Here is a 21,659-nt window from a genome sequence, read left to right as displayed (position 1 = left end):
CGGGAATGCTGCAGCCGAAACCTTTTTTTGTGGATCGGGTTTTTAGCACACTCACTTGGGACACGGGTTGTTATTAGGGTTACAATTTGCCCGGTTTAAACGATCCAGATCAAATATAGGTCGACAAAGCGGAACCAGTAATGTCAGTAAATGATGAGCAATATGAATCGCAATCGCCGGATGAGCAAGCAGTTGTCAATCATGCTGATGATCATGTGTCTTCACTTGGAGAACGTGCCCGTCAGAATGGTTTATGGTTGTCCGGTGTGCGCCGTGATATGAAAATTCTCGCCATTCTTGGCGGCATTGTTGTGCTGATTTGTTACCTCTTTTTTGATTGGCGTGTATCTTGGTTTGTGCTGGATTTGCCAGATACCATTCGCACATGGACAGATCACCTAACACAGTTTGGTGATTCGCTGTATTACTTTATTGCGATTATTTTGGGGTTGGTGTTGAATTGGGTGTGGCAGAAACAAGTGTGGAAACAAGATTGGTATTGGTGGGTAGGCTATGTTGTTTTGGTTTGGTTGGTGTTCTGGGTAGCAAAACTGTGGGAAGGTTACGGTTGGGTCACCCTTCTTGGCATTGGCTTAACGCTTTGGCTCGTGCGCCAGAAAAAAGATTATGCCAGTTGGATGTTCTTCATGATTGGTGCGCTGGCCTGGACCGGTATCGGTGTGAACCTGATCAAAGTACTGTTTGGTCGATTTCGCCCCACCATGCTTCTTGAAACGGGAGAGTTTGGCTTCTCTTGGTTTTCCGTGGTCTACAACCAGCTTTCGTTCCCTTCAGGCCACGCTGCGACCACCGGTACGATTGCCTGTGTGCTTTGGCTGATGAAACCTCGTCTTTGGTTTGTCTGGTTCGCGCTCGGTGTGATCATTGCTTTTACCCGTATTTTTACGCACTCTCACTTCATCAGCGACGTGCTGGCGGGTAGCTATGTTGGCGTCATCTTAACGCTTTGGTTGCACTACCTTGTGACAAAGCCCGGCAAGATCGGGGAGAAGCTTGTCCCACTTTCTGCATCAACTGTCACCTGAGTGCAAATAATCATCATTAAAAAAAACACCGCCTCATCGAAGCGGTGTTTTGTTATTTCATCATAAAAGGTTTTACTGTGCTGGGGCAGGGGAGCTTTGCGGTGCCGCGGGCGCTTCTTTCTTCTTTGGTGCGCCACCCGTTTTGTCCGGTGCGATCACCATCGTTGCACGGCGGCCTTGGAACTTCGGCGGCGACTCAACCTTCGCAACATCACTGAGCGTTTCGCAGATGTCACGCATATGCTGCAAGCCGATGTCTTTGTGAGCAATCTCGCGGCCACGGAACAGCATCATGAACTGAACCTTGTCGCCATCTTCAATGAAGGTACGAGCGCGAGCAACCTTGATATCGAGGTCGTGCTTGTCGATCTTTGGACGCAGACGCATGCCTTTGATTTCGCTCTGCTTGGCGTGCGACTTGGCTTTCTGCTCTTTCTTTTTCTGAGCATATTTCCATTTGCCGTAATCCATAATGCGGCAGACCGATGGTTCAGAGTTCGGTGATACTTCCACCAGATCCAGATTGTTTTCGCGCGCACGACGTTTTGCGTCATCAAGCGCGACAACGCCTAATTGCTCATTATCCTCTGAGATCAGTCGAATGGGAGAAATGCGAATCTGGTCATTGACACGAAGGCGTTTGCCTGTGTCTTTCTGCTGCGGTCTAAATCGTCTAGCGATGGTCGGATCTCCAAATAATCCAAAATCAAAAACAACATGTACATGGATCTACGGGGGCATTTTGGCGCGTGCAGATCCAGCTTCGTGACTCCCGAAGCTGCCTATATCATATCGTCAATTGTGGCCGCTGGTTGATACATGCCAGCCCTAATCCGGAATTTTTTTGGCGTTTTTACTTTTCACTGCCCGGAAATGACCGTGAAACGACCTTGTGAAGCCATTCTGAGGCATTCCCTACCAATTCGGGGTTATTTTTCTATCCCCCAACGTGTGACAGTTGCTCAGCGATGATCAGTACCCAATACGCAAATGGGGCTACCAAGACCGGCGAATCCAAGATATCAATCAGCCCGCCAAATCCCGGCACAAACGACCCCGAATCCTTGATGGCTGCATCCCGTTTGAACATGCTTGCCGTAAGGTCGCCCGCCTGACCAAGCAGCCCGAACAGCACCCCCACCACAAACGCAAACCACAGCGGATAATGATGTGCTTGGAAAAATCGGTCACCCCCATCCGCCCCGCCACCCATCCATTTGCCCGTGACGCCTAGATAATTGCCCAGTGCCGTCAGCCCCACCGCGACCAATCCTGAAAACAAGATGCCACCGACCAAACCTTCCCATGATTTTTTTGGTGACAGCCACGGAATCATTTTGTGTTTCCCAATCGAACATCCTGTGAAGTATGCGCCAATATCACACGATTTGATGATCAGGATGATGGCCGCAATGACCCATGCCGAATGCCATCGCCGAATCGCAAGGTAAAACCCGGGCAAAACGCCCAGATACAAAAACCCAAACATCGTCAGCGACCCCGCAATCAACGCTCCGGTCGTCATCTTCCGGATCGCTAGTCGGATCAATGTGAACATGAACAAGAGAACCATGAACGAAGCATAGATCGCGATCGTGGTCTGTGAATCGGTTTGGAACGGGATGATATAGATGAGCGAGCAGCCAATGATCCCAGAAAGCCAGATCATCAGCCCGTCCGGTGCTAATCCCTTAGCCCGAAACATGTGGATGATCTCACGCACCGCCAGTGAGATCAGCACCAGAAAAAGCCCCAACATGATCAATCCTGCTGGCAGATATGTCCGCCCCAGAAACATCGGCTGCAAAAACGTGCCTTGCAGATTGATGTCGTCGAGCTTGTTATCGAAATAAATCAGTGCGATCAATCCTAAAATCATGATCGGACCAAAGATGAGGCGGTACTTTAGCATGGCTATGATTGTAAGCGGTGGCTGCCCCCTTGTCAGATAGCGTTCCGATTGCCCGATGTATCCCAGAGAGATATTCTCACGGCCTGCCCCCGTCGCGGTCGAGAGAGAAACAGTGCAACCAGACGCAACAACATGTTCCGATGTCTTAAGCCAGTTTACCCCAGCGGAGCTTTTGCGTAACCTGTCATGATGATCACAAACGCAAGAAGGTGTTATCGGGGTCTTTGGCTCATGCTGATGTTGGTGGGTACGGCATGGGTGAGTGTTTTTGCCTCCGCTCATGCTGAGGCGCAATCACTGACTGCAGTCAGTGACGGTGAAGATCTCTGGTTTGTGCAGCCACATGATCAGGACGCCAAAGTACCGCAGGTCAGTGTATATCATCGCAATGTGAAAGATGAAGCCGGCCAGATTACCTATGCACATTCTTTCTCAGGAATCCTCGCACCCGGCGGGCTTGCTGTACGTGACAAACAACTCTGGTTGGCCTACAAAATTGACAACGGCATTGCCTTTCAAACACTCAGCCCGGTCAAATCCGTGGCACAGGATTTCTGGCAGTACACCTCGTCCGCACAATCGCCCATCACCGTGAATTGTGAGCTTCGTAGTTTGGCGGTTAATGAAACAAATGCTTTCGCACTTGTACAATTTGCAAACGAAGCAGACGCCAAAGCAGCTGAAGCAAAAACTCGTGAAGCTAATCAAGTGATCGAAGATGGTGCAGATTCAAATGCTATCACCACCATCCTTGAGGATCAGCCAGTATCCGAGCCACAAACACAGGATGAAGCCAAGCCCCAATCTAACGCAGAAGCCGCATTATCTGCGAACCCCACAACATCAACGAACACTGATGGCAAACCGGTTGACCGCTTGATGGTGCATGATCGGGCGCGATGGACTTTCATTGATTTGCCATTGGACTGGCCGCATGTTGGCAAGGCATGGATGGTCGCTGGCAGTGAACAGGCCGCTTTTCCTGTGTTGGCGGTGCAGGGAGTGACGGATCTCAGTAACATCCGCATCTATCAACACGATGGGGAAGGTTGGCAACGCACCAATATCAATTGGCCTAACGCTCGCGGTTTCGCCATGCTCGAAGTGAATAAGCAGCTGGCATTGGCGGTGCAGCAACCCGGCAGCACCCTTTCTGTTGGTTTTGATATTCTCCGTAACAACCAGGAACTCAAAATCGGGAAACTAGATTTGCCGCTTAAAAGCGATGCCTCATGGGCTGCGGTTCCATACAACGGTCATCTTGGCGTCATTGCAGCCAATCCTGAACATAAGCCCCAAAAACCCACCAGTACGCCTAGCCTTTTCGCTTTACCCAGCAGCGCTGAGCACAATGTCTCACTCACGCTTGCGGAACTCGATCTCCAAGGTAAAGAGATTGGTAAACCCACCACACTTACTGCCTATGAGCCGCAAGCGTTTGAACTTTTTGCGCAGTACATGATTACCTTTGGTGTACTGATGGCAGCCATGATTCTCCTCATGATCTTTATGATGCGAGATCCTGCACAGAACAAACTTGCGCTTCCTAAGCAGATGGTGCTCTGTGATTTTTCCAAGCGGCTTTATGCTGGCATGATCGACATCCTTCCGATCGTTCTTATCGTGAAGTTCTCATTCAATCTTAGCTTTACTGAATTATGGAGTCGTTGGCCAGGCGCGGAGGCAGGTTTGTCATGGGAAAAAATGGTCCCTGCGCTGATCATCATAGGCGCCTTCATTCTTTACACCACAGTCAGTGAAATCGCCACTGGCCGCACCGTTGGCAAAAAAATCGCTGGCATTCGCGTCGTCACCATAAAAGGTGAGAAGCCCGCCGTAGGTCAACTTCTCGGGCGTGGTCTTTCTAAGCTACTCGATTTGCTCGTGCCGATTTTGCTTCTCTTTCCGTTGATTTCTATGAACCGTCAGCGTGTTGGTGACATGGCCATGCAAACAGTCGTGGTTATGGATACACCTCAACCCATGAAACTCGATCATCTTGATCAGGACGAAAAAGAAGATTGATTCTAAAATCGGTCTTTCCTCGCGCATAAAAAAGCCTGCAATTGCAGGCTTTTTTCGTAGATGAGTTGAATGAGGCTAATGCACCACGGCTTCTTCGATCTGCGGTGCTGGCGGTTCGAATTCTGGCTCACGAATCGCGGCAACCATGGCTTGGACATTTTCGTTCGGTGGTGGGAAGAAGGGGGTTAAGCCCAACGTTACTATGAAGTTCAAGACCATACCGACGGCACCGATGCCGCGTGTGCTGATCCCGAAGCACCAGTTGGGCATGTCCATATAGACGCCGCCGATGATGTATGTTGCGGTGAAAATAATCCCGACCAGCATACCGATGACCGCTGGCCCGGTGCTGACACGTTTTGAGAAAATGCCTAGCACGATTGCCGGGAAGAATGACGCTGCAGCGAGGCCAAATGCAAACGCCACCACTTCACTCACAAAGCCCGGTGGGTAGATCCCAAAGAATCCAGCCACCACCACCGCGAATCCAATCACCACACGTCCGACCAAGAGTCGTGATGCTTCCGATGCCTTTGGATTCAAGATATTGAAGTAGAGGTCGTGTGCGACTGACGATGAGATCACCAGCAACAAACCCGATGCAGTCGACAAAGCTGCCGCCAAGCCACCTGCCGCAATGAATGCGATGATCCAGTTGGAAAGCTCGGCCATTTCAGGTGTGGCTAGGACGATGATGTCCTTATCTGGTCCGGACAGTTCTTCCTTCGTCAATGTGGCACGTGCATCGGCACCTTGTGTACCACCGGTATCAAGCCATTTCTGATGTTCAACTTTTAATTGTGTGAAAGTTGCGCCAGCCAGTGCACCGCCAGCACGGAAAACTTCGTTGTCATCTCGTCCAGTATAGGACACGCGGCCATCATTGTTACCATCAAACCATGCAATCAGACCGGTATTTTCCCAGTTGAAATACCAGTGTGGCAGTTCAGAGATGATGTCACCGGATTCGCGCTGAATGATGTAGTACTGTTTACCTTCGGCAGTGTTGAAGCGGTTGTAGGGAAGGGCCGCCGATGCGTCCACGCCGCTGATCATCACACGGTTAAGCCCCTCCGTATCTTTGGTCATGCTGATGGTTTGTCCGTCACTGGTTTGAATACCAGCGGCGCCGATATTCATTGCGTAGGTACGGCCGTTCAAAGTTGTCAGCATGTAGTAGCGTGCAAAGGCAGCCGTTGCTGGTGCAGTGAGATACAAACCTGCGATAAAGAGCAGCGCCCAGAATGCAGACCAGCGTGCAGCTTTCACATTCTTCACCGTATAAAATCGCACGATGACGTGAGGTAAGCCTGCGGTGCCAACCATAAGCGCGAGGGTGACGCAGAACATGTTCAATAGTTTGTTAAAGCCCCCGCCGGATGCACCGGAAGCGGCGGTATATGATCCAAACCCTAGATCATTTCCGATGTTGTTCAGTTTGTCGAGCAGGTGTGTGGACGTGTCGGTGATCTGAGCGCCAAGACCAAGCTGCGGGATGGGCGTGCCGGTGAGTTTGATGGAGATCGCGATGGCGGGGATGAGGAACGCGGTGATGAGAATCCAGTATTGCGCGACCTGTGTCCAAGTGATGCCTTTCATGCCGCCGAGCGTGGCGTAGATGAAGACGATGATCATGCCGATGATGACGCCGTAGGTAATGGGGACTTCGAGGAAGCGTGAGAAGACGATGCCGACGCCGCGCATTTGACCGGCGACATAGGTGAACGAGATAAAGATCGCGCAAATGACGGCAACGATGCGTGCGAAGTTGGAAGAGAAGCGATCACCGATAAAGTCTGGTACGGTGAAGTGTCCGAACTTGCGGAGGTACGGAGCGAGTAAGAGTGCGAGTAGCACGTACCCGCCGGTCCAACCCATGAGGTATTGCCCGCCTGCATATCCCATGGTGGAGATGAGTCCTGCCATGCCGATGAATGAAGCCGCCGACATCCAGTCAGCGGCAGTGGCCATGCCGTTTGCTGAAGCGGGGACACCGCGGCCTGCGACATAGAAGCCTTTGGTGTCTTTGACTCGTGCTCGCCAGGCAATGAAGAGGTACAAGCCAAACGTTAATCCGACGAAGATGTAGGTCCAAGTTAATACGCTCATGCATCACCTCCATCTTGTTCATGGAGGTTTTTAAGCTCTCGTTGATGATAAGCATCCAAGCGATTCATGATGATCGCATAAACTAAGATCAGGAACACAAAGACAATGATGGATCCTTGTTGAGCAAACCAGAAGCCGAGCGGCGCGCCTGTGCCGGGGAAGTTGAACTGATTTAGCCAGTCTGCAAAAAGAATGCCGCAGCCTAATCCGACCGCCGCCCAGATCAGGAGTAAGATACCCATCACACGGATGTTTGCTTCCCAGTATTTTTGTATGGATGTCACAACCTTGGGGTTGTTGTAATCCAGCTTTGTTTTGGAGGATGTTTGTGTGTTAGAAATGTCCGGCGCATCGATCTCCTCGTGCGCGCGGCCCTCAACCTGTTCGGCCATGAGATATTGCTCCAAGAGAAAGTACAGAACGTTATATTCAAAGATGGTTATCGCGTTTCGACGGATGTGATGTTAAACGCTCTTTGCTACATGAACAAGTATTATTCATGAATAGATTCAAAAGACATGTATGCCGTAGACATGCGGATTTGGTGTGCAGAACCAGAGCTTTATGTCTGATGTAGTACGGGTGTATTGGCAGTATTGTTGGGAAATGTAAGGTGGTCAGAATGTGTAATGATCAACACCGAAGGTTAATAGCCCGCCGAGAAATCCGGTGATTGATACCAGTATTGCACCGACAAAAAGCAATACGCGCAACCCTGTTCGGCAGCCACAGGCACTCCGACGAACACGCGCTTCAAGGTAGATTAGCATGAGCAAACCCCAGATAGCAACCATTGTGCCGAGCAATCGGTGCAAATTAAAAGCCCATAATTCAGAGGGTTTCATAAGATGATATGCGCCTTCAGCCCAACCCAGACTAGCGGAAAAGATGGCACCGATTACGCCAAACCATATGCAAAAGCGAACCACACTTTTAAGCTCATCTCGTCGAGAAAGTACAAAAAGCAACTCGGCGAATGCGGCCATCATTAAGAGCGCGATTGGAAAATGTGTTGTGGGTGGATGGAATTGTCCAAAGAAGTTAAGCCACCGTTTGCCTGGCTGAGATGGTGTTGTGGTCACGGTTGCTTGCGCCAATTTTGGTTTCGGTTTATCAGAAGTGTCAATTGGTTTTTCTGCAGCAATGGATGCGATTTTTATTGGTTCGTCTACGACTTTCATTGCTGGTGCACCTGCTTCGATCCACCACTTCACAAGTTCTTTCTCGTGATTGGTTAGCTGTGCTACGTCACTATCCAGTGGCGGCATGTCCCCAAAATCTACAAGATCGTAAATATACGACTTGTTCACATCACCCGGCACGATATAGTCCGGTGTACTCCGTAGCTTCTCAAAATCAAGCGTATAGCCAAATCCGCCATCCGGCTTGATTAGGTGTGCCCCGTGGCAGTCGTAACACTTTTCTTTAAAGATCGCATGAACCTGTGATGCTAAATGCATATCCCGCAATGCTTCGCCTGCAGAGCCACTTGTATTTGCTGGAGGCACTGTTTGTTCTTTTGTTTCCGCCATTGCAAACGGTAACGCAGCGAGCATCATCCCAAATGCGAGCAGCAATCGAACTAACAAGTGGCGAGCCATAATGAGTCCTGTCATATAAAAATCAGGCTTGCACGTCTTCACACGCAAGCCCGGAGTCATTCATCGATATCAATCAGTCGTGTTTGAATTTTTTGTGGCCACTTCTTTGTACATCACGCACTTTCACCAGTGCTTTGACCGCCTTCTTGTTGTCGTTTTCAAGCAGGGCAATCTCAGTTTGTGCGAGTTCTATGATGAGCTTATTCATCGCAATTAGATATTCAGTTTGCAATGCGTCCTTTTCTGACGCAGATGCATCGAGCACGTTGTCTGGCATGAACCCTTTGGCTTCCACGGCATCTTCTTGAAGGTCCGTCAGAAGCTCCACACTCGAATCATTTTTATCTGCATTATTAATTTGCTTACGAAGTGCTTTGAAATCATCCTCCATATCTTCCATAAGTTCATGCAGGTTGACTTCATCATGCTCGCTGTCTTTGTCTGCGAAACTAAGCGGCGCAAGCAAGGCCAAAGAGCCAAGGGTGACAAAGATCATCAAACCAAAACGAGCGCGGAAATTCTGTTCTTTAGGCATGGTGTTTCTCCGTAATTGTTGCTGTGAATGCAGGACAGTATCACGTCTGTTGCCCCAGGCCGTCAAGGGCGATCGTGCTTCTATGGGCAATAACGCCATACAAGCCTTTTTAATTCATGTATCTAGTGCATGAAAAAACCACAGGTACAATCACCTGTGGTTCATATGTTCGCTATATGGTTTGACTTAAGGTGAGATACGGACTTCTTTGCCACCTTTGTCTGCGGATTGATAAATCGCGTCAAGCATCTGCTGCACCATGAGTCCGTCCTCTGTCGGTGCGATCGGCTTAGCGCCATAAAGCAGATGGTCAATGAAGTTGCGATTCTTGCGATAGAAGTTCTCATTAAAATCGCCCGGCGTGTTATACGTCGGCTTGTAATCAATCATGTAGCCGTGTTGATCGGTCGACACGGTTGACGAATCCCATTTGCAGCCGCCCTTGGTGCCCATAAGCTGAAAATCCATGATCGACGTCGGCTCTATATGTGCGATGAAGCTCGATTCAATATGAATCACCGCGCCATTGTCAAAACGGATATGGCCGACAGCAAGATCTTCGACATCATAGTTTTTATGATCCCAGTTTGGCCAAAGGCATTCGATCTGGTCGCTGGGCTTATCGCCGAGGTAAGTCCAAGTCATGCCACTTGCGGCTATGGGTTTGGGTGAACCCATCACATAATGACACATCTCAAGTGCATGTACGCCGATGTCGATCATCGGGCCGCCACCTTGTAATTCCTTTTGGCCGAATACACCCCAGTTCGGGATGCCGCGCCGTCGCATTGCTTGCACACGACCAAACATGATGTTGCCAAGCTGGCCCGCATCCACCTGCTTTTTCAAAAACTGTGTCTTGGGGTCAAATCGAAACTGCAAACCGCAGATGATCTTCTTTCGCGCTTTCTTAGCGGCGTCGATCATCCTTTTCGCTTCACGGGCATTCATTGCCATAGGTTTTTCAACCATGACGTGTGCGCCGGCTTTGCTTGCCGCGATTGAGGCTGGTGCGTGTAAGCCGTTTGGGGTGCAGACAAACACCACCTCTGGCTTCACTTTTGCCAGCATCTTTTTGTAATCCGTATACAAGCCGGAAGAATCAATCGCATACGCCTCGGCGTGTTCTTCCATCACTTTGGTATTTACATCCGCCAACGCTACCACTTCAACCTCATCAATCCTTGCAAGTGCATCGAGGTGTGGTTTGGCGATTCCGCCTGCGCCGATGAAAGCTGCTCGCAATGCCTTGGCTTTTCTCGCACACATATTCAAAACTCCTGTTGATATAGAAGATAGATTGACTTGCCCAGGCTCGGTTTAGCAAGCGACAAACGGCGCATTATGGGGCATTGTCGCCAAGATGCAAATATTTCAGGTCCAGCATCCCCCACTTTTGCTGACCCGGTTATCATGGTATGACGTATAAACCGGGAGCCCTCACGCAGCGAGGCGCCGTGTTTTGTCACGACAGGGAGTCATACAATCTTTGCGGGTCCGATGAGTCAGGAAAGTTCAAACCCCAGCACGCTATCGTCTACCGATCCTCCTCAAACTGGGGAGGCGGCCCATTTGGCATTAGCTGATTTGGCTGTGCAGGTTGCGGAGCAGGGCGATGATCTTCAGCTTGAAGACGATAAGCCGGAAGGGTTTGCAGCTTATGCTCCGTGGCTCATCTCCGGCGGCATTCATCTCATTCTTATCCTCATCGCGATCTTTGCTGTCTGGACCACCGTGACCGTCATCCAGGATCAGCAGATCGTGGTTCCTAACATCCGTCTCTCTGATACGCCCGGTTCGCCGCTGACGCAAACCGATTTCAAACCGCTCGAACAAACTTCTAATACTGCTCGCCGTTCGATCACACAGATCGACACCCCGCAAACCACTCTCAACGTCAAGCCCGTCACTGAAGTTCCCATGATCGGTCTGGCAGGTGGTGCGTCCAAGATTAATCCCTTTGCGGCTGATATGGCCAGCGGTGCCGAGTTCAAAACGAACTTCTTCGGCTCAGGTGGTAATGCTCGTAAGATCATCTTTGTTGTTGACGCCTCCGGATCGCTTATCGATACCATGAAATACGTTTTGCTTGAACTTCAAAAAACCATCCGCAATCTTTCCGACAAACAAACCTTCACTGTCATCTTCTTTCAAGGCAACGAAGTTTTTGAAGTTCCACCTAAAGGACTCAAGCAAGCTACTGCCTCGCAAAAGCAAGCCGTCATCGACTGGATCGACCCGCGCAAGCACAATGTCGTTCCCAGCAAGCAGACCAACCCCATCAAAGCCCTCACACAAGCTCTCAAATACAAGCCCGGCCTCATCTACCTCCTCTCCGACAACATCACCGGCCAAGGCCAATATGAAGTCAACCAGAAGCATCTACTCCGCGAGATTGCCAGAGCGAACCACAGCAATACCAAGATCAACACCATCCAGTTTTTATACCATGATCCTCTTGAAGAACTTGGCCGTCCCGGGACCATGCCCCTTATTGCAGAAGGCACTGGTGGCGTCTACCGTTTTGTCACCGAGGATGAACTGTATCAATAAAGCGGCATAAGCCGATAAACAATGCGTCTGATTGTGTCTCTGTTCGCACGATCAATCCGCACGATAGGAACCATGCCATGCGTCAAACATTTTCCATCCTTCTCGGCAGCGCGCTTTGTATGCTTGGCACACCTGTGCTCTTCGCACAAGCCGACGCGGCAGACACAGGTTCTTGGTTCAGCATGTTCCTCTGGTCAGACGATTTCCTCGGCCTGCTTATCATCTGGCTTCTCCTCGCCATGTCCGCCTTTTCCATCGGTTTCTCCATCCACCTCATGACCCAATACCGCCGTACCCGTATGCTCCCCGAAGGGACCAAGAAAAAAGTCAACATGCTTCTCATGCAACGGCAATTTCGTCAAGCCATCGATTACGCCAACAAAGACAAATCTTACCTCGGACACATCATCAGCGCCACGCTCCATGAAGCCCCCAACGGTTTTATGGCTATGGAGCGGGCGATCGAAGAATCTGCCGACAATGAAACTGTCAAAATTCTCCGACCCATCGAATACCTTAATGTCCTTGGCAATATCGCTCCCATGATCGGTTTATTCGGCACGGTTTACGGTATGATTCGCGCGTTCCAGCAACTCGTCGCTGAAGGTGGTAACGCAGAACCTTCACAACTCGCTGCCGGTATATCCACCGCGCTGATCACCACCTTCTGGGGGTTGGTCGTTGCAGTTCCTGCACTGGCCTCCTATGCGCTGATTAGGAATAAGATCGATTCCCTTGCTTCCGAGGGTGTTTTGATCGTTGAATCGATCATTGCGCCTTTCAAACCAACCCCACAACAAATTCAAGCTGCCCGTCAGGCCGCTGCGCAGGCAAACACTCCGCAAACCGTACAACGCCCCACACCAGTAGCATCGCAACCTTCTGCGGTTGCTCCTCAAGCCGCCGCAGCATCCTCAGTTGTTGTTGCGGAAGATGAACCGGAAGTTGCCGCGGAAATCGAACCTGAGCAAAACACGGCAAAGTCAAATCCAAACAATGGCGACGCCGACCTCTTTGGCAACACCACTAAAAAATAATCACACCCAAGCCCGCCCAGTCATACGAAACAGGAACGGATGAAATCACGAATCCATAAACGAGGACCAGCGACCCCGCGGATGAATCTCACGCCGCTGATCGATATCGTGTTCCTGCTTGTGATCTTCTTCATGCTCGTCAATACCATGGCCTCCAAGCAAACTGTCAAGATGCTTGTGCCCGAACTCGAAGACCCACAGACGCATCAGCTTGCCGAACTCGACCGTATCGTGATTAGTGTTGCTCCTGTACAAGCGAGCGATCGCGATCGTTTTAAACCGCTGGAGCTAGAAGGGAATGTGCGTTTTGTTCAGGTCGGGCCATTCCAAAAATTCGAGCCTACCGAATTGCAGGAGATCGCTGAAGCGGTCAAGTCACTCGCCGAACAATTTCCTAAGGCCCCAGTCATGCTCCGTGCCGATGCTGCGATCTATTTCGATGAAGTTCAGCCCATTATGAACGCCATCACTGCCGCCGGCATTAGTACGGTGAATCTTGTCGCCTATCTCCCCGCGGATCAAGGCACTCCCTAAACCAACAAGAACACGCATCAAGATCATTCATGACCCAGCAAACGCAAACATCCTCACTCAGTCAGCCCGTGAAGCATCAATCTTCACGTAAGCGTCGTATTGTTCCCCCTGCGCAGATGCAACTGCAAATTACGCCGCTCATTGATGTCATCTTCCAGCTGCTTATCTACTTCATGGTCACCGCTTCCTTTGCGGTTGGTGAGGGAGCGCTGACTGCCGAGCTTCCCACCGGTGGCGATCAAGCTACTGATGCGCTTCAAATCCCAGAGCAGCCTATCGTCATTACCCTTCAAACCGTCGGCTACCACAACGTTCGCATTGAGGTTCAAGGCATGCCCACCACCGCATCCTTCAGTCAACTTCGTGACATGCTTATTGACCTTCAATACGATCCTGCACAAAAACGTAATGGTGTCTATCGCCCCACCAACCCCATCCTCATCAAACCACAACAACAAGTCCGCTGGCAACACGTCGTGAACGCCTTTAACGCCGCTATGGCCGCTGGCTATGAAAACATCGCCTTTGCCAAAGTAAACTCATGATGATCAAATGGTCAAAACGAAGTCTCTCAACCTACGGCATCACATTCTTGATGTCCGCCGTTTTTTGCGTTGTATTTTTGGTATGCAATCAGAATTTTGCGGCACAAACTATTGCCGACTACGTCGTTTCTCAAGGGGATCATGATCTCGCTATTCGCCTCACATCCCCCGATCAATTTCCAGAAGATCGTTCTGCTATCCGTGCTGAACGTAAATTGATCGAACACCGCCTTCAGTACAAACAACTCACTGAAGCCGCTATTACTGCAGCCAAAACCAATGATCCTGCCGCTGTAAAACTTCAAGCCCAGGCACGTGATCAATTCGCTGCACTGGTTCAGCAATACCACGCCATCATCAATCAATTCACCGACAACCCGCGATGTCCGATTTGGCAGACGGACTTTGCTGAGCTTCTACTTATCGAGCAATTGCAAGTCCTTCATCAATTTGCTGCTGAGGCTTATACATTTGGGCAACCCACACCACAACAATCTCAAGCTTTCCAAGTTGCAGCCATCGAAGCGCTTCAACTTACCACCCGTGCCAAGCAGCGTCTCTTCGAACTTCAAACCATTCTTCCTCGCGCTGCTAACGCGCCGCAGCTACAACGCTCCGGCCTCATCCAGCGTCTCTTCGACGAATACGATCATAAACGCACCCCTTTCTTCCAGGCACTCGCCGCTTTATATGTCACCGCGATCCCTCGCACCGAATCCTACTACACTGCGCCGACTGAATACAAGCTGCTCGGCCGCAAAATGCAGCCTGATAACGAACGTATGCGCCTGCTCAACCTTGTACTTCAAAACACAGAACGTTTTATCACTGACCGTGGCGATGAAGCCGGCATCCGTTTTGCATCTATGGTTCTTGCTTCCCGCGCTCTTTTGCAAATGGGTAATAACACCGCCGCCATCAAACTGCTTAACCCCGTGCTCAGCGCCCGTCATTCTGACTTGCTCAATCTTACCGCCAATCTCACTCAAGCTCGCATCATGATTGAGTCCGGCGAGTTCGCTGCTGCAATCACACTCTTGGATCAACTCAAGCAACATCCGCTTGCTAAATCTAATCTCACTTTCCGCATCATGCTCACCGACATGCACTACCGTGTGCTTGCTGTCGATCCATCTGCAGATATTTTTTCACCTTATTTCAAGCTCCTCGAGGACGATCAGCTTTCCGAAGCTCAGAAAGAGCAGGTGCGTTACTATATCGCTCTTCGCTGGGACACTTTGCTTGCTAAGCAGGACGCGATTGATAAGCTTCCGCCGCGTGTTCGTTTGATGATGACAGATTTTGCTCTTCAAAAAGTGCAAACTCCGGATGATTCATCAACGGATGCGGAAACAAAGCAACAGCTTCAACGTGTGATCATGCTTGCTGAATCGCTCACCAGTCCCACTATTCCTGAAGACATTCGCGCTCATGCGCTCTACAACAAAACGGTTGCTTTTTATCAATCCAAGCCGCCGTCTCCCAAGCATCTACTTGAGGTTTCTAAACAGCTTACCAGCCTCGCTCAACAGTATCCTGATCATGGCGACGCTTCTCGTGCGATCAATTTCTCGATCGCACAATTACAGCAGCTTTTTGAAGAAAATCCTGCACTCCCCGGCATTCGTGAGCAGTTTATCCAAACCACAGAAGTTCTGTTTAATTTCTTCCCGATCTCAGAAGCAGCTGACAATCAACGTGTTTTTTATGCTTATCACGTTCTTCAGCCTGCCGGCCAGTACGATGAAGCAATTAAACAATATGACCGTGTGCCGTTTGATCATCCGCAATACTTTGATGCTCAACGTGAAGCACTATTCTGCCTGGATACGGAAATTGCAGACGACACAATCGGCAATGCAAAATATCTTCGCATCCGTGCCGACATCGACCGTCGTGCAGATCGTGTGAAGCGGGAAGCTGCACGGGAGCTTGAGAAAAACAACCTTGATTCTTTTCGCCGCAAGGCTGTTCGTTATGCGCTTGCTGCTGCGACGATTGTTCGCGCCTCAGTTGCTTTGCGGTCTGAAGAGTACAGCTATGCTATCAAGTTACTCGGCAACTTTGAATCTGATTTCATCGACCTTGATGACCTTCTACCTAATGCTTTTCAAATCCGTTCGACTGCTTTGATTGCTTCGGCGCAACACGATCAAGCTATTCGCGTGGCTCAAGATTATATGAAAAATGATCCGCAGCGAGCCGCCCCTGTTTTAGATAAGCTTTTGCTCCAGTTTGGGCGTGAAATGGATGACATTGCGGAGCAAGCCATCGCCAAATCGATTCCGACCGCGTTGCGTCATCGTGCAACAGCTGCCGTGCAAATTGCAGACGTACTCATTGATTACGCCAAAGAGAACCGTCTTTCCTCATCATACATGCTTTCATGTGCAATCATTCGCGCCAAAGCTCAACAACTTCTCGGCAACTACGATCAAGCAGCCGCCGATCTTCAAGCCCTTGAATCTTCCTTCCCCGACAATCTTGACCTCATCCAGACACTTGCTGAATTACAATTCAATCAAAACACAGATGGTTCTCTCCGAGCTGCCGCGAAGCATTACGCACGTATCATTACCAGTATCCCAGAGCCTCCATACCCGACGCACTATTGGCATGCATGGCTTCGCCAGCTGCAAATCAGTGATAAGCTCAATTATAAAACCGATGATATCCCGCTGCATATTCGGCAGCTCCGTCTTCGTGATTCCAAGCTCGGTGGCCTAAAGTTTGAAACGCAATTCATTGAGCTAGAACGTAAGCACGAACAATCCTGACACAGCAGCACCAATCCCCAAACGATTTAACCGAGGTTTATATGCTCACGCTCTATGGCTACAACAAATGCAGCACTTGCCGTAACGCAAAAAAATATCTCGACCAACACGGTCTGAACCATACTTTTATCGATATTACCGAACAACCTCCACCGCAGGCTTTGCTCAAAGCCATTCTCAAAGCTGGCGACTATCAACTCAAAGATCTCTTCAATAAATCCGGCGTTCAATACCGCGAACTCAATATGAAAGATAAACTCCCAAACCTTTCGGAAGCCGAAGCGTTAAAGCTGCTTACGCAAAATGGCAAACTCTGCAAACGCCCCATCATTACCAATGGCAAAAAGTACACTGTGGGTTACAAAGAAGATGTGATGAAAGCGGTATGGGGATCATGACCCGTTGGGTAGTAAATGATTTGAAGGCGGTGTTTCTGTTGCGACTTGTTCGCGTGGGCAGCCATCACAGCCTGTAATGGAATTGGTCGTGATATTTTGATGCGATGTCTCACGGCCATACTGGTAAAAAGCTGCGGTATCCAATTGATCTTCCCGCGGGACATCATCTGTTTGCTCTTCTTTTTGTGTTTTGCCTTCGATCAATTCTTTCTTTAACAGTGGTAGCAGGTTTCCCTCACCCGGATACCCATGAATGGTTGCAGATCCCGTGAACAGCACCGGTAATGACCCACCAACAACCCCGTACAATGCCACATCTCGCGCAATCAAATCATCCACACGTGGATCGTTAATCGCCTCCTCAAGCTGCGTTTCGTCCACATACTGTAATGCCATTTTCCGTGCGGCTTCAACCGTCGGTGGCTCTTCATCTGCCATTAGCATATGGAAGTATGCTGGGTAATCGCTCGGCGAGATTACCCAAACCGCAATCGCTAACTTTGCCAAATCACATGCATTTTCTGCTCTTGGTTCAGTTTTCTTTACCAGTGGATTACATGCAGCATTCAGCGGTGATGGCAACGTCACAATCGCAATTTGCTCCGGATGTTGTTGCATGAGTATCTTTAAATCCCGCGACATTAATCGGCAATGTGGACACGTAAAATCAAACAACTCCATGAGCATTTGTGGGGCATCAACATCCCCAATCAGCGGATACTCTGCGGGTCGAATGCTCACAGCCCCGGCCTCGCCAAACTGGTAGCGAATCTCTCGCGCGGTACCTTCGCCGATAGATTGACTGATCGCGGGTCGAATGCTCGCCGTCTCTGTCGGTAACATAAACTGAATCACTGGCAATGGCATAAACAAAATAGCCGCAATACCGAGCAGCACGAGATGCGATCGACCTCGCATCCCCGATGGTCTGATTTGTTCTGATGTGTGCTTCAAGCCAAAGCTGCTGAGCAAAATCACCAGTCCCGCCGCGATACCGATCAGATGCGCACTAATGCAGTACTGACAAAGCTGTTTCAGTACAAAAATTTGAATCACGCTGAAGTAAGCTGCAGCACCAATCAACAAATAGGCGAGCACCACAAGTACCCGCCACGCTCGTCTTTGTGTGGTGAGACTATTTTTCCTTGGTGTGATATGCCGCGTTGCGCCAAGCAGCACCAGATAGACCACAATTGCAAGCACCACCACTGGTAACCCTAAAACCTTCGACCACGCGCTTTGCAAGACTTCATCACAGCCACTTCCTGCGCCGCATCCGGCAACACCACCCCCGCTGATCGAAGAAATTAGCAGATAGCTCGACAGACCTAGCCCCAGTACCCCCAAGACGCGTAATAGAGCTGGCGTCCACAGCCGTCCTTCAATCACGGGTTTTGGGTCCTGATGTGGCATGGTTTACTTAGCCCTAGAAAATCATGTGATGATTCAATCTATATTTTTAAGTACCGGATCCGTCGTGCCTAATTTCTCAAATGCGCGTTTTCGAAACAAACACGAATCACAATGTCCGCACGGCCGGTATCCAATCGCTCGCTCTTCATCTGCAATCGGATCGTAACACGAATGCGTTAAACCGTAATCTACACCCAATGCCAAGCCTTGCTCAATGATTTCTGTTTTGCGAAGCATCAAAAGTGGTGTATGAATGTGCATTGCCTTGCCTTCTACGCCTGCCTTTGTCGCCAAGTTCGCCATCTTCGTAAACGCATCAATATACTCTCCACGACAATCTGGATACCCCGAGTAATCCAGTGCATTTACACCGATATATATATCTTGGCTTTCTAATACTTCTGCTAGCGCCAGTGCGTATGACATAAAGATCGTGTTTCTTGCTGGCACATAGGTTACTGGGATCTCCGTGACGGCATCTTCATCTCGATCTTTTGGGACGTTAATCTCATCCGTCGTGAGGGCCGAGCCTCCGAATAGCCGCATATCGATTTTTGCAGTCCGCTTACTTGCACAGCCAAGATGTTCTGCCACAAGATCCGCAGCTTTTAATTCAGCAATGTGTCGCTGCCCGTAATCAACAATCAACGCATGAGTTTCAAAGCCTGTCGCATTCGCAATCGCTAAGCATGTTGTCGAATCCAATCCACCAGACAGCAGTACCACTGCTGGTTTCTTTTTCCCATCCATAACATTTTCTTTTTGAACATCATGACTCATGCGGTCATTGTAGAACATCTCCCGCCACCCGTCTCAGCGCCACTCGATGAAGACGATCACTCTCTTTGCCATTTCCTCACCAAACCGCATGCTATACATGGGCATGTCCTATCTAACATGCCGGTGTCTCCGGTCTTTGCCTATCCATCACAATTGTGTCATCTCCGCCTATTATTGCCAAAACCGCTTTAGGAGGTGTGGCATGACGCGATCAATCTCCCACACAAATACATTCCTCAGCCACACACAAGGCTACGCACTTGCGACAACCGCAGGCCTTGTCGCGATATTCATTTGGGCTGGTACCGTGGTGATGATCCGCGCGGTTTCCGAACTCATGGGGCCTTGGTGGGCGGGCGGTCTAGCCTCACTCATCGCGGGTCTTTGCGGCATTTTCCCGCTTCTCTCTAAACGTGGTTTTGCCAGCCTCCGACAAGTTCCCAAAGGCTACATGTACGGAGCCGGCACATTTTTTATCTTTTACATGGTGTTCTTCTACCTTGGTCTCGGTTGGTCAGTCTCAAGACAACAGGCCATTGAACTTGGCATGGTCAATTATCTCTGGCCATCTCTCACACTGATTTTTTCTCTTTTCATTCTTTCCCGTCGCGCCAATTACCGTCTCTGGCTCGGTATGGCCATCGCCTTTGGTGGTATCATTTTCATTAACGTCATGTCCGAACATTTCGACTTCCGCATGGTTACCACCAACATCGCTTCTGACGGTCTTGTCTACATTCTCACTTTTGGTGCCGCCACCGCATGGGCGCTCTACAGTACGCTTACAAAAAAGTATGGCGAAAAACTCTCCATCAACATTGTTCCACTCTTTTTCCTTATCAGCAGCATTCCACTCATCATCGGCGGCTTCCTCTCCAACGATCAGATCGTCCTCTCCTTCACAGGTCTGATTGAGCTACTTATGCTTGCGCTGCTCGTCCACCTCGCGGCTAATTCCTTCTGGGACCTCTCTATGCGGCGTGGTGATCTCACCCTTGTGACCGCCTGCTCCTACGTCATACCCGTGCTCTCCATCATCTTTGGTGCCATGTATTTCGACCTCACTCTCGGCTTGCCGCTCTTGGTCGGATCAATCCTCATTGGTATTGGTGCACTACTTTGCAAGCTTGGTGTGAGTGAAAATCCCTCTATCCAAACCACAAATATACCCCCGCAACCATAATAATACTGCTTATATCAGATTCGTGATTTACAGCCATAAACCCTTGCGACATAATGTTCTCGAAGGACACACAGGGTAGGGTGCCTACGACCCATCAGCCGAGAACGTTTAGTGAGGAACCAGCCAAGCCGTGAGTGATACCGCCGCAGTTACCGCCAGTACTATCCGAGCATCATCCGATTCGCCTGCCTTCTGGAAGCCAAGGTTCTCCTCCGGCTACATCGGCGCTTTCCTCCTGCTGCTCATTGCCGTCCCATGCTTCGTTACCCTCCCATGGTCCATGCAATACTTTGATGAACCCGTCCGTGGTTCTGTCATCGTTCGCCCGCCATCTGTTGCAGAACCCTTCGGATCAGACCGTCTTGAACGGTCACTCCTTTGGCGTTGTCTTCTCGGTGGTGCAATCTCACTCGGTATCGGCATCTCTGCTGCATTTATTTCCGGATTCATCGGCGTTACATGGGGCGCCATTTCCGGCTACCTCGGGGGGCGTACCGACGCGATCATGATGCGCATCGTCGATGTCATGCTCTCTCTCCCTTACGTACTCCTCGTTGTTCTGCTTAACCTCGCTCTCAAGCCAATTGTCTTGGTGGCGCTGTCTTATTTTGTTCCCGGTAACGTCGCTGAATTTGCGACAGGTGTAGTCACGCTCCTCATCGCCATTGGCGGTGTCTCTTGGCTTACCATGGCACGAGTCATCCGTGGACAAGTTCTCTCCATCCGAAATCGTCCCTTCATCGAAGCCGCTCGCGCTATCGGTGTCTCCCCACTCCGAACGCTTCGCGTTCACATTTTCCCCAACCTCATCGGCGTGATCGTCGTATATATGACGTTGGCCGTCCCTATCGCGATTCTTCAAGAATCGTTCCTCAGCTTTCTCGGCATCGGTGTTCAAGCACCCCTACCAAGCTGGGGCAACCTTGCCAGCGATGGGGTTAAAGAACTCGCGCTACCGCTCAAACAAATGAACTGGTGGCTCCTCTTCTTCCCATGCCTCCTCCTCGGTGTCACTCTCATGGCTCTCAATTTCCTCGGCGATGCACTTCGGGATCGTTTCGACCCCAAAAGTGACATCAAGAGTTAATTTGCTCCAACAGCCGATAAAATATCTGTATCGGTTTACGATTCCTCGATCAGGTGTATTTCGTCACTCCCATGCACGACGGCACCTTCCAACTTAGTTCAATCCCGCCCGCTCACGCAGCAGG

General features: G+C 50.1%; 19 protein-coding genes. 10 read left to right on the top strand and 9 right to left on the bottom strand.

Features of this window, described 5'->3' with window-relative positions:
- Positions 1 to 140 precede the first annotated feature (140 nt).
- A complete protein-coding gene (locus ACQ6WK_RS11785; RefSeq protein ID WP_432797576.1) occupies positions 141 to 1,046 on the top strand; it encodes a phosphatase PAP2 family protein in 906 nt (301 codons plus the stop codon).
- Between the two features lie 72 nt (positions 1,047 to 1,118).
- Here the strand turns inward: ACQ6WK_RS11785 and infC are convergent, their stop codons facing one another.
- Together infC and ACQ6WK_RS11775 are read right to left on the bottom strand one after the other, a co-directional pair.
- Positions 1,119 to 1,727 carry a translation initiation factor IF-3 gene (gene infC, locus ACQ6WK_RS11780; RefSeq protein WP_432800400.1) on the bottom strand — a complete coding sequence of 203 codons (609 nt, stop codon included), beginning with the start codon at positions 1,725 to 1,727 and terminating at the stop codon, positions 1,119 to 1,121.
- 256 nt (positions 1,728 to 1,983) lie between these two features.
- Positions 1,984 to 2,958: a phosphatidate cytidylyltransferase gene (locus ACQ6WK_RS11775; protein WP_432797575.1), complete on the bottom strand. Its 975-nt coding sequence runs from the start codon at positions 2,956 to 2,958 to the stop codon at positions 1,984 to 1,986.
- A gap of 231 nt (positions 2,959 to 3,189) precedes the next feature.
- Here ACQ6WK_RS11775 and ACQ6WK_RS11770 point away from each other — a divergent pair, with 231 nt between their 5' ends.
- The gene (locus tag ACQ6WK_RS11770; protein WP_432797574.1) at positions 3,190 to 4,983 is read left to right on the top strand and encodes an RDD family protein; all 1,794 of its coding nucleotides are present in this window, start codon (positions 3,190 to 3,192) and stop codon (positions 4,981 to 4,983) included.
- Between the two features lie 75 nt (positions 4,984 to 5,058).
- Here the strand turns inward: ACQ6WK_RS11770 and ACQ6WK_RS11765 are convergent, their stop codons facing one another.
- From ACQ6WK_RS11765 to ACQ6WK_RS11745, 5 genes are all read right to left on the bottom strand, one after another.
- Positions 5,059 to 7,092 carry a sodium:solute symporter family protein gene (locus ACQ6WK_RS11765; RefSeq protein WP_432797573.1) on the bottom strand — a complete coding sequence of 678 codons (2,034 nt, stop codon included), beginning with the start codon at positions 7,090 to 7,092 and terminating at the stop codon, positions 5,059 to 5,061.
- Entirely contained in the window at positions 7,089 to 7,484 is a 396-nt protein-coding gene (locus ACQ6WK_RS11760; RefSeq protein WP_432797572.1) for a DUF4212 domain-containing protein, read from the bottom strand. The genes ACQ6WK_RS11765 and ACQ6WK_RS11760 overlap by 4 nt, the downstream gene beginning before the upstream one ends.
- Positions 7,485 to 7,709: 225 nt before the next feature.
- Positions 7,710 to 8,708, bottom strand: a complete 999-nt coding sequence (locus ACQ6WK_RS11755; RefSeq protein WP_432797571.1) for a DUF2231 domain-containing protein — start codon at positions 8,706 to 8,708, stop codon at positions 7,710 to 7,712.
- A 58-nt stretch (positions 8,709 to 8,766) separates the two neighbouring features.
- Positions 8,767 to 9,228 (bottom strand): cytochrome b562, encoded by a 462-nt coding sequence (locus ACQ6WK_RS11750; RefSeq protein ID WP_432797570.1) that lies wholly within the window; start codon positions 9,226 to 9,228, stop codon positions 8,767 to 8,769.
- Between the two features lie 186 nt (positions 9,229 to 9,414).
- A complete protein-coding gene (locus ACQ6WK_RS11745; protein ID WP_432797569.1) occupies positions 9,415 to 10,497 on the bottom strand; it encodes a Gfo/Idh/MocA family protein in 1,083 nt (360 codons plus the stop codon).
- 231 nt (positions 10,498 to 10,728) lie between these two features.
- Here ACQ6WK_RS11745 and ACQ6WK_RS11740 point away from each other — a divergent pair, with 231 nt between their 5' ends.
- From ACQ6WK_RS11740 to ACQ6WK_RS11715, 6 genes are all read left to right on the top strand, one after another.
- Positions 10,729 to 11,781, top strand: a complete 1,053-nt coding sequence (locus ACQ6WK_RS11740) for a vWA domain-containing protein (RefSeq protein WP_432797568.1) — start codon at positions 10,729 to 10,731, stop codon at positions 11,779 to 11,781.
- Between the two features lie 77 nt (positions 11,782 to 11,858).
- On the top strand, positions 11,859 to 12,818 hold the full coding sequence (locus tag ACQ6WK_RS11735) for a MotA/TolQ/ExbB proton channel family protein (RefSeq protein ID WP_432797567.1): 960 nt from the start codon (positions 11,859 to 11,861) through the stop codon (positions 12,816 to 12,818).
- 39 nt (positions 12,819 to 12,857) lie between these two features.
- Positions 12,858 to 13,352: an ExbD/TolR family protein gene (locus ACQ6WK_RS11730; protein WP_432797566.1), complete on the top strand. Its 495-nt coding sequence runs from the start codon at positions 12,858 to 12,860 to the stop codon at positions 13,350 to 13,352.
- Positions 13,353 to 13,381: 29 nt separating this feature from the next.
- Positions 13,382 to 13,897, top strand: a complete 516-nt coding sequence (locus ACQ6WK_RS11725; protein WP_432797565.1) for an ExbD/TolR family protein — start codon at positions 13,382 to 13,384, stop codon at positions 13,895 to 13,897.
- Positions 13,894 to 16,674 (top strand): hypothetical protein, encoded by a 2,781-nt coding sequence (locus ACQ6WK_RS11720; RefSeq protein ID WP_432797564.1) that lies wholly within the window; start codon positions 13,894 to 13,896, stop codon positions 16,672 to 16,674. The genes ACQ6WK_RS11725 and ACQ6WK_RS11720 overlap by 4 nt, the downstream gene beginning before the upstream one ends.
- Before the next feature lie 41 nt (positions 16,675 to 16,715).
- Positions 16,716 to 17,072: a Spx/MgsR family RNA polymerase-binding regulatory protein gene (locus ACQ6WK_RS11715; RefSeq protein ID WP_432797563.1), complete on the top strand. Its 357-nt coding sequence runs from the start codon at positions 16,716 to 16,718 to the stop codon at positions 17,070 to 17,072.
- On the opposite strand, the gene ACQ6WK_RS11710 is transcribed toward ACQ6WK_RS11715, so the two are convergent.
- Positions 17,067 to 18,485 carry a vitamin K epoxide reductase family protein gene (locus ACQ6WK_RS11710; RefSeq protein ID WP_432797562.1) on the bottom strand — a complete coding sequence of 473 codons (1,419 nt, stop codon included), beginning with the start codon at positions 18,483 to 18,485 and terminating at the stop codon, positions 17,067 to 17,069. The genes ACQ6WK_RS11715 and ACQ6WK_RS11710 overlap by 6 nt on opposite strands.
- Before the next feature lie 33 nt (positions 18,486 to 18,518).
- Complete coding sequence (gene queC, locus ACQ6WK_RS11705; RefSeq protein ID WP_432797561.1) at positions 18,519 to 19,265, bottom strand: 7-cyano-7-deazaguanine synthase QueC; 747 nt, start codon at positions 19,263 to 19,265, stop codon at positions 18,519 to 18,521.
- A gap of 202 nt (positions 19,266 to 19,467) precedes the next feature.
- Between queC and yddG the strand changes: the two genes are divergently transcribed.
- Positions 19,468 to 20,448, top strand: a complete 981-nt coding sequence (gene yddG / locus ACQ6WK_RS11700; protein ID WP_432797560.1) for an aromatic amino acid DMT transporter YddG — start codon at positions 19,468 to 19,470, stop codon at positions 20,446 to 20,448.
- 130 nt (positions 20,449 to 20,578) lie between these two features.
- On the top strand, positions 20,579 to 21,535 hold the full coding sequence (locus tag ACQ6WK_RS11695; protein WP_432797559.1) for an ABC transporter permease: 957 nt from the start codon (positions 20,579 to 20,581) through the stop codon (positions 21,533 to 21,535).
- The last annotated feature ends 124 nt before the right edge of the window (positions 21,536 to 21,659 follow it).

The sequence above is a fragment of the Poriferisphaera sp. WC338 genome (assembly GCF_050931845.1).
Taxonomy (GTDB): Bacteria; Planctomycetota; Phycisphaerae; order Phycisphaerales; family Phycisphaeraceae; genus Poriferisphaera.
This window is presented reverse-complemented; position numbering and strand designations above follow the sequence as displayed.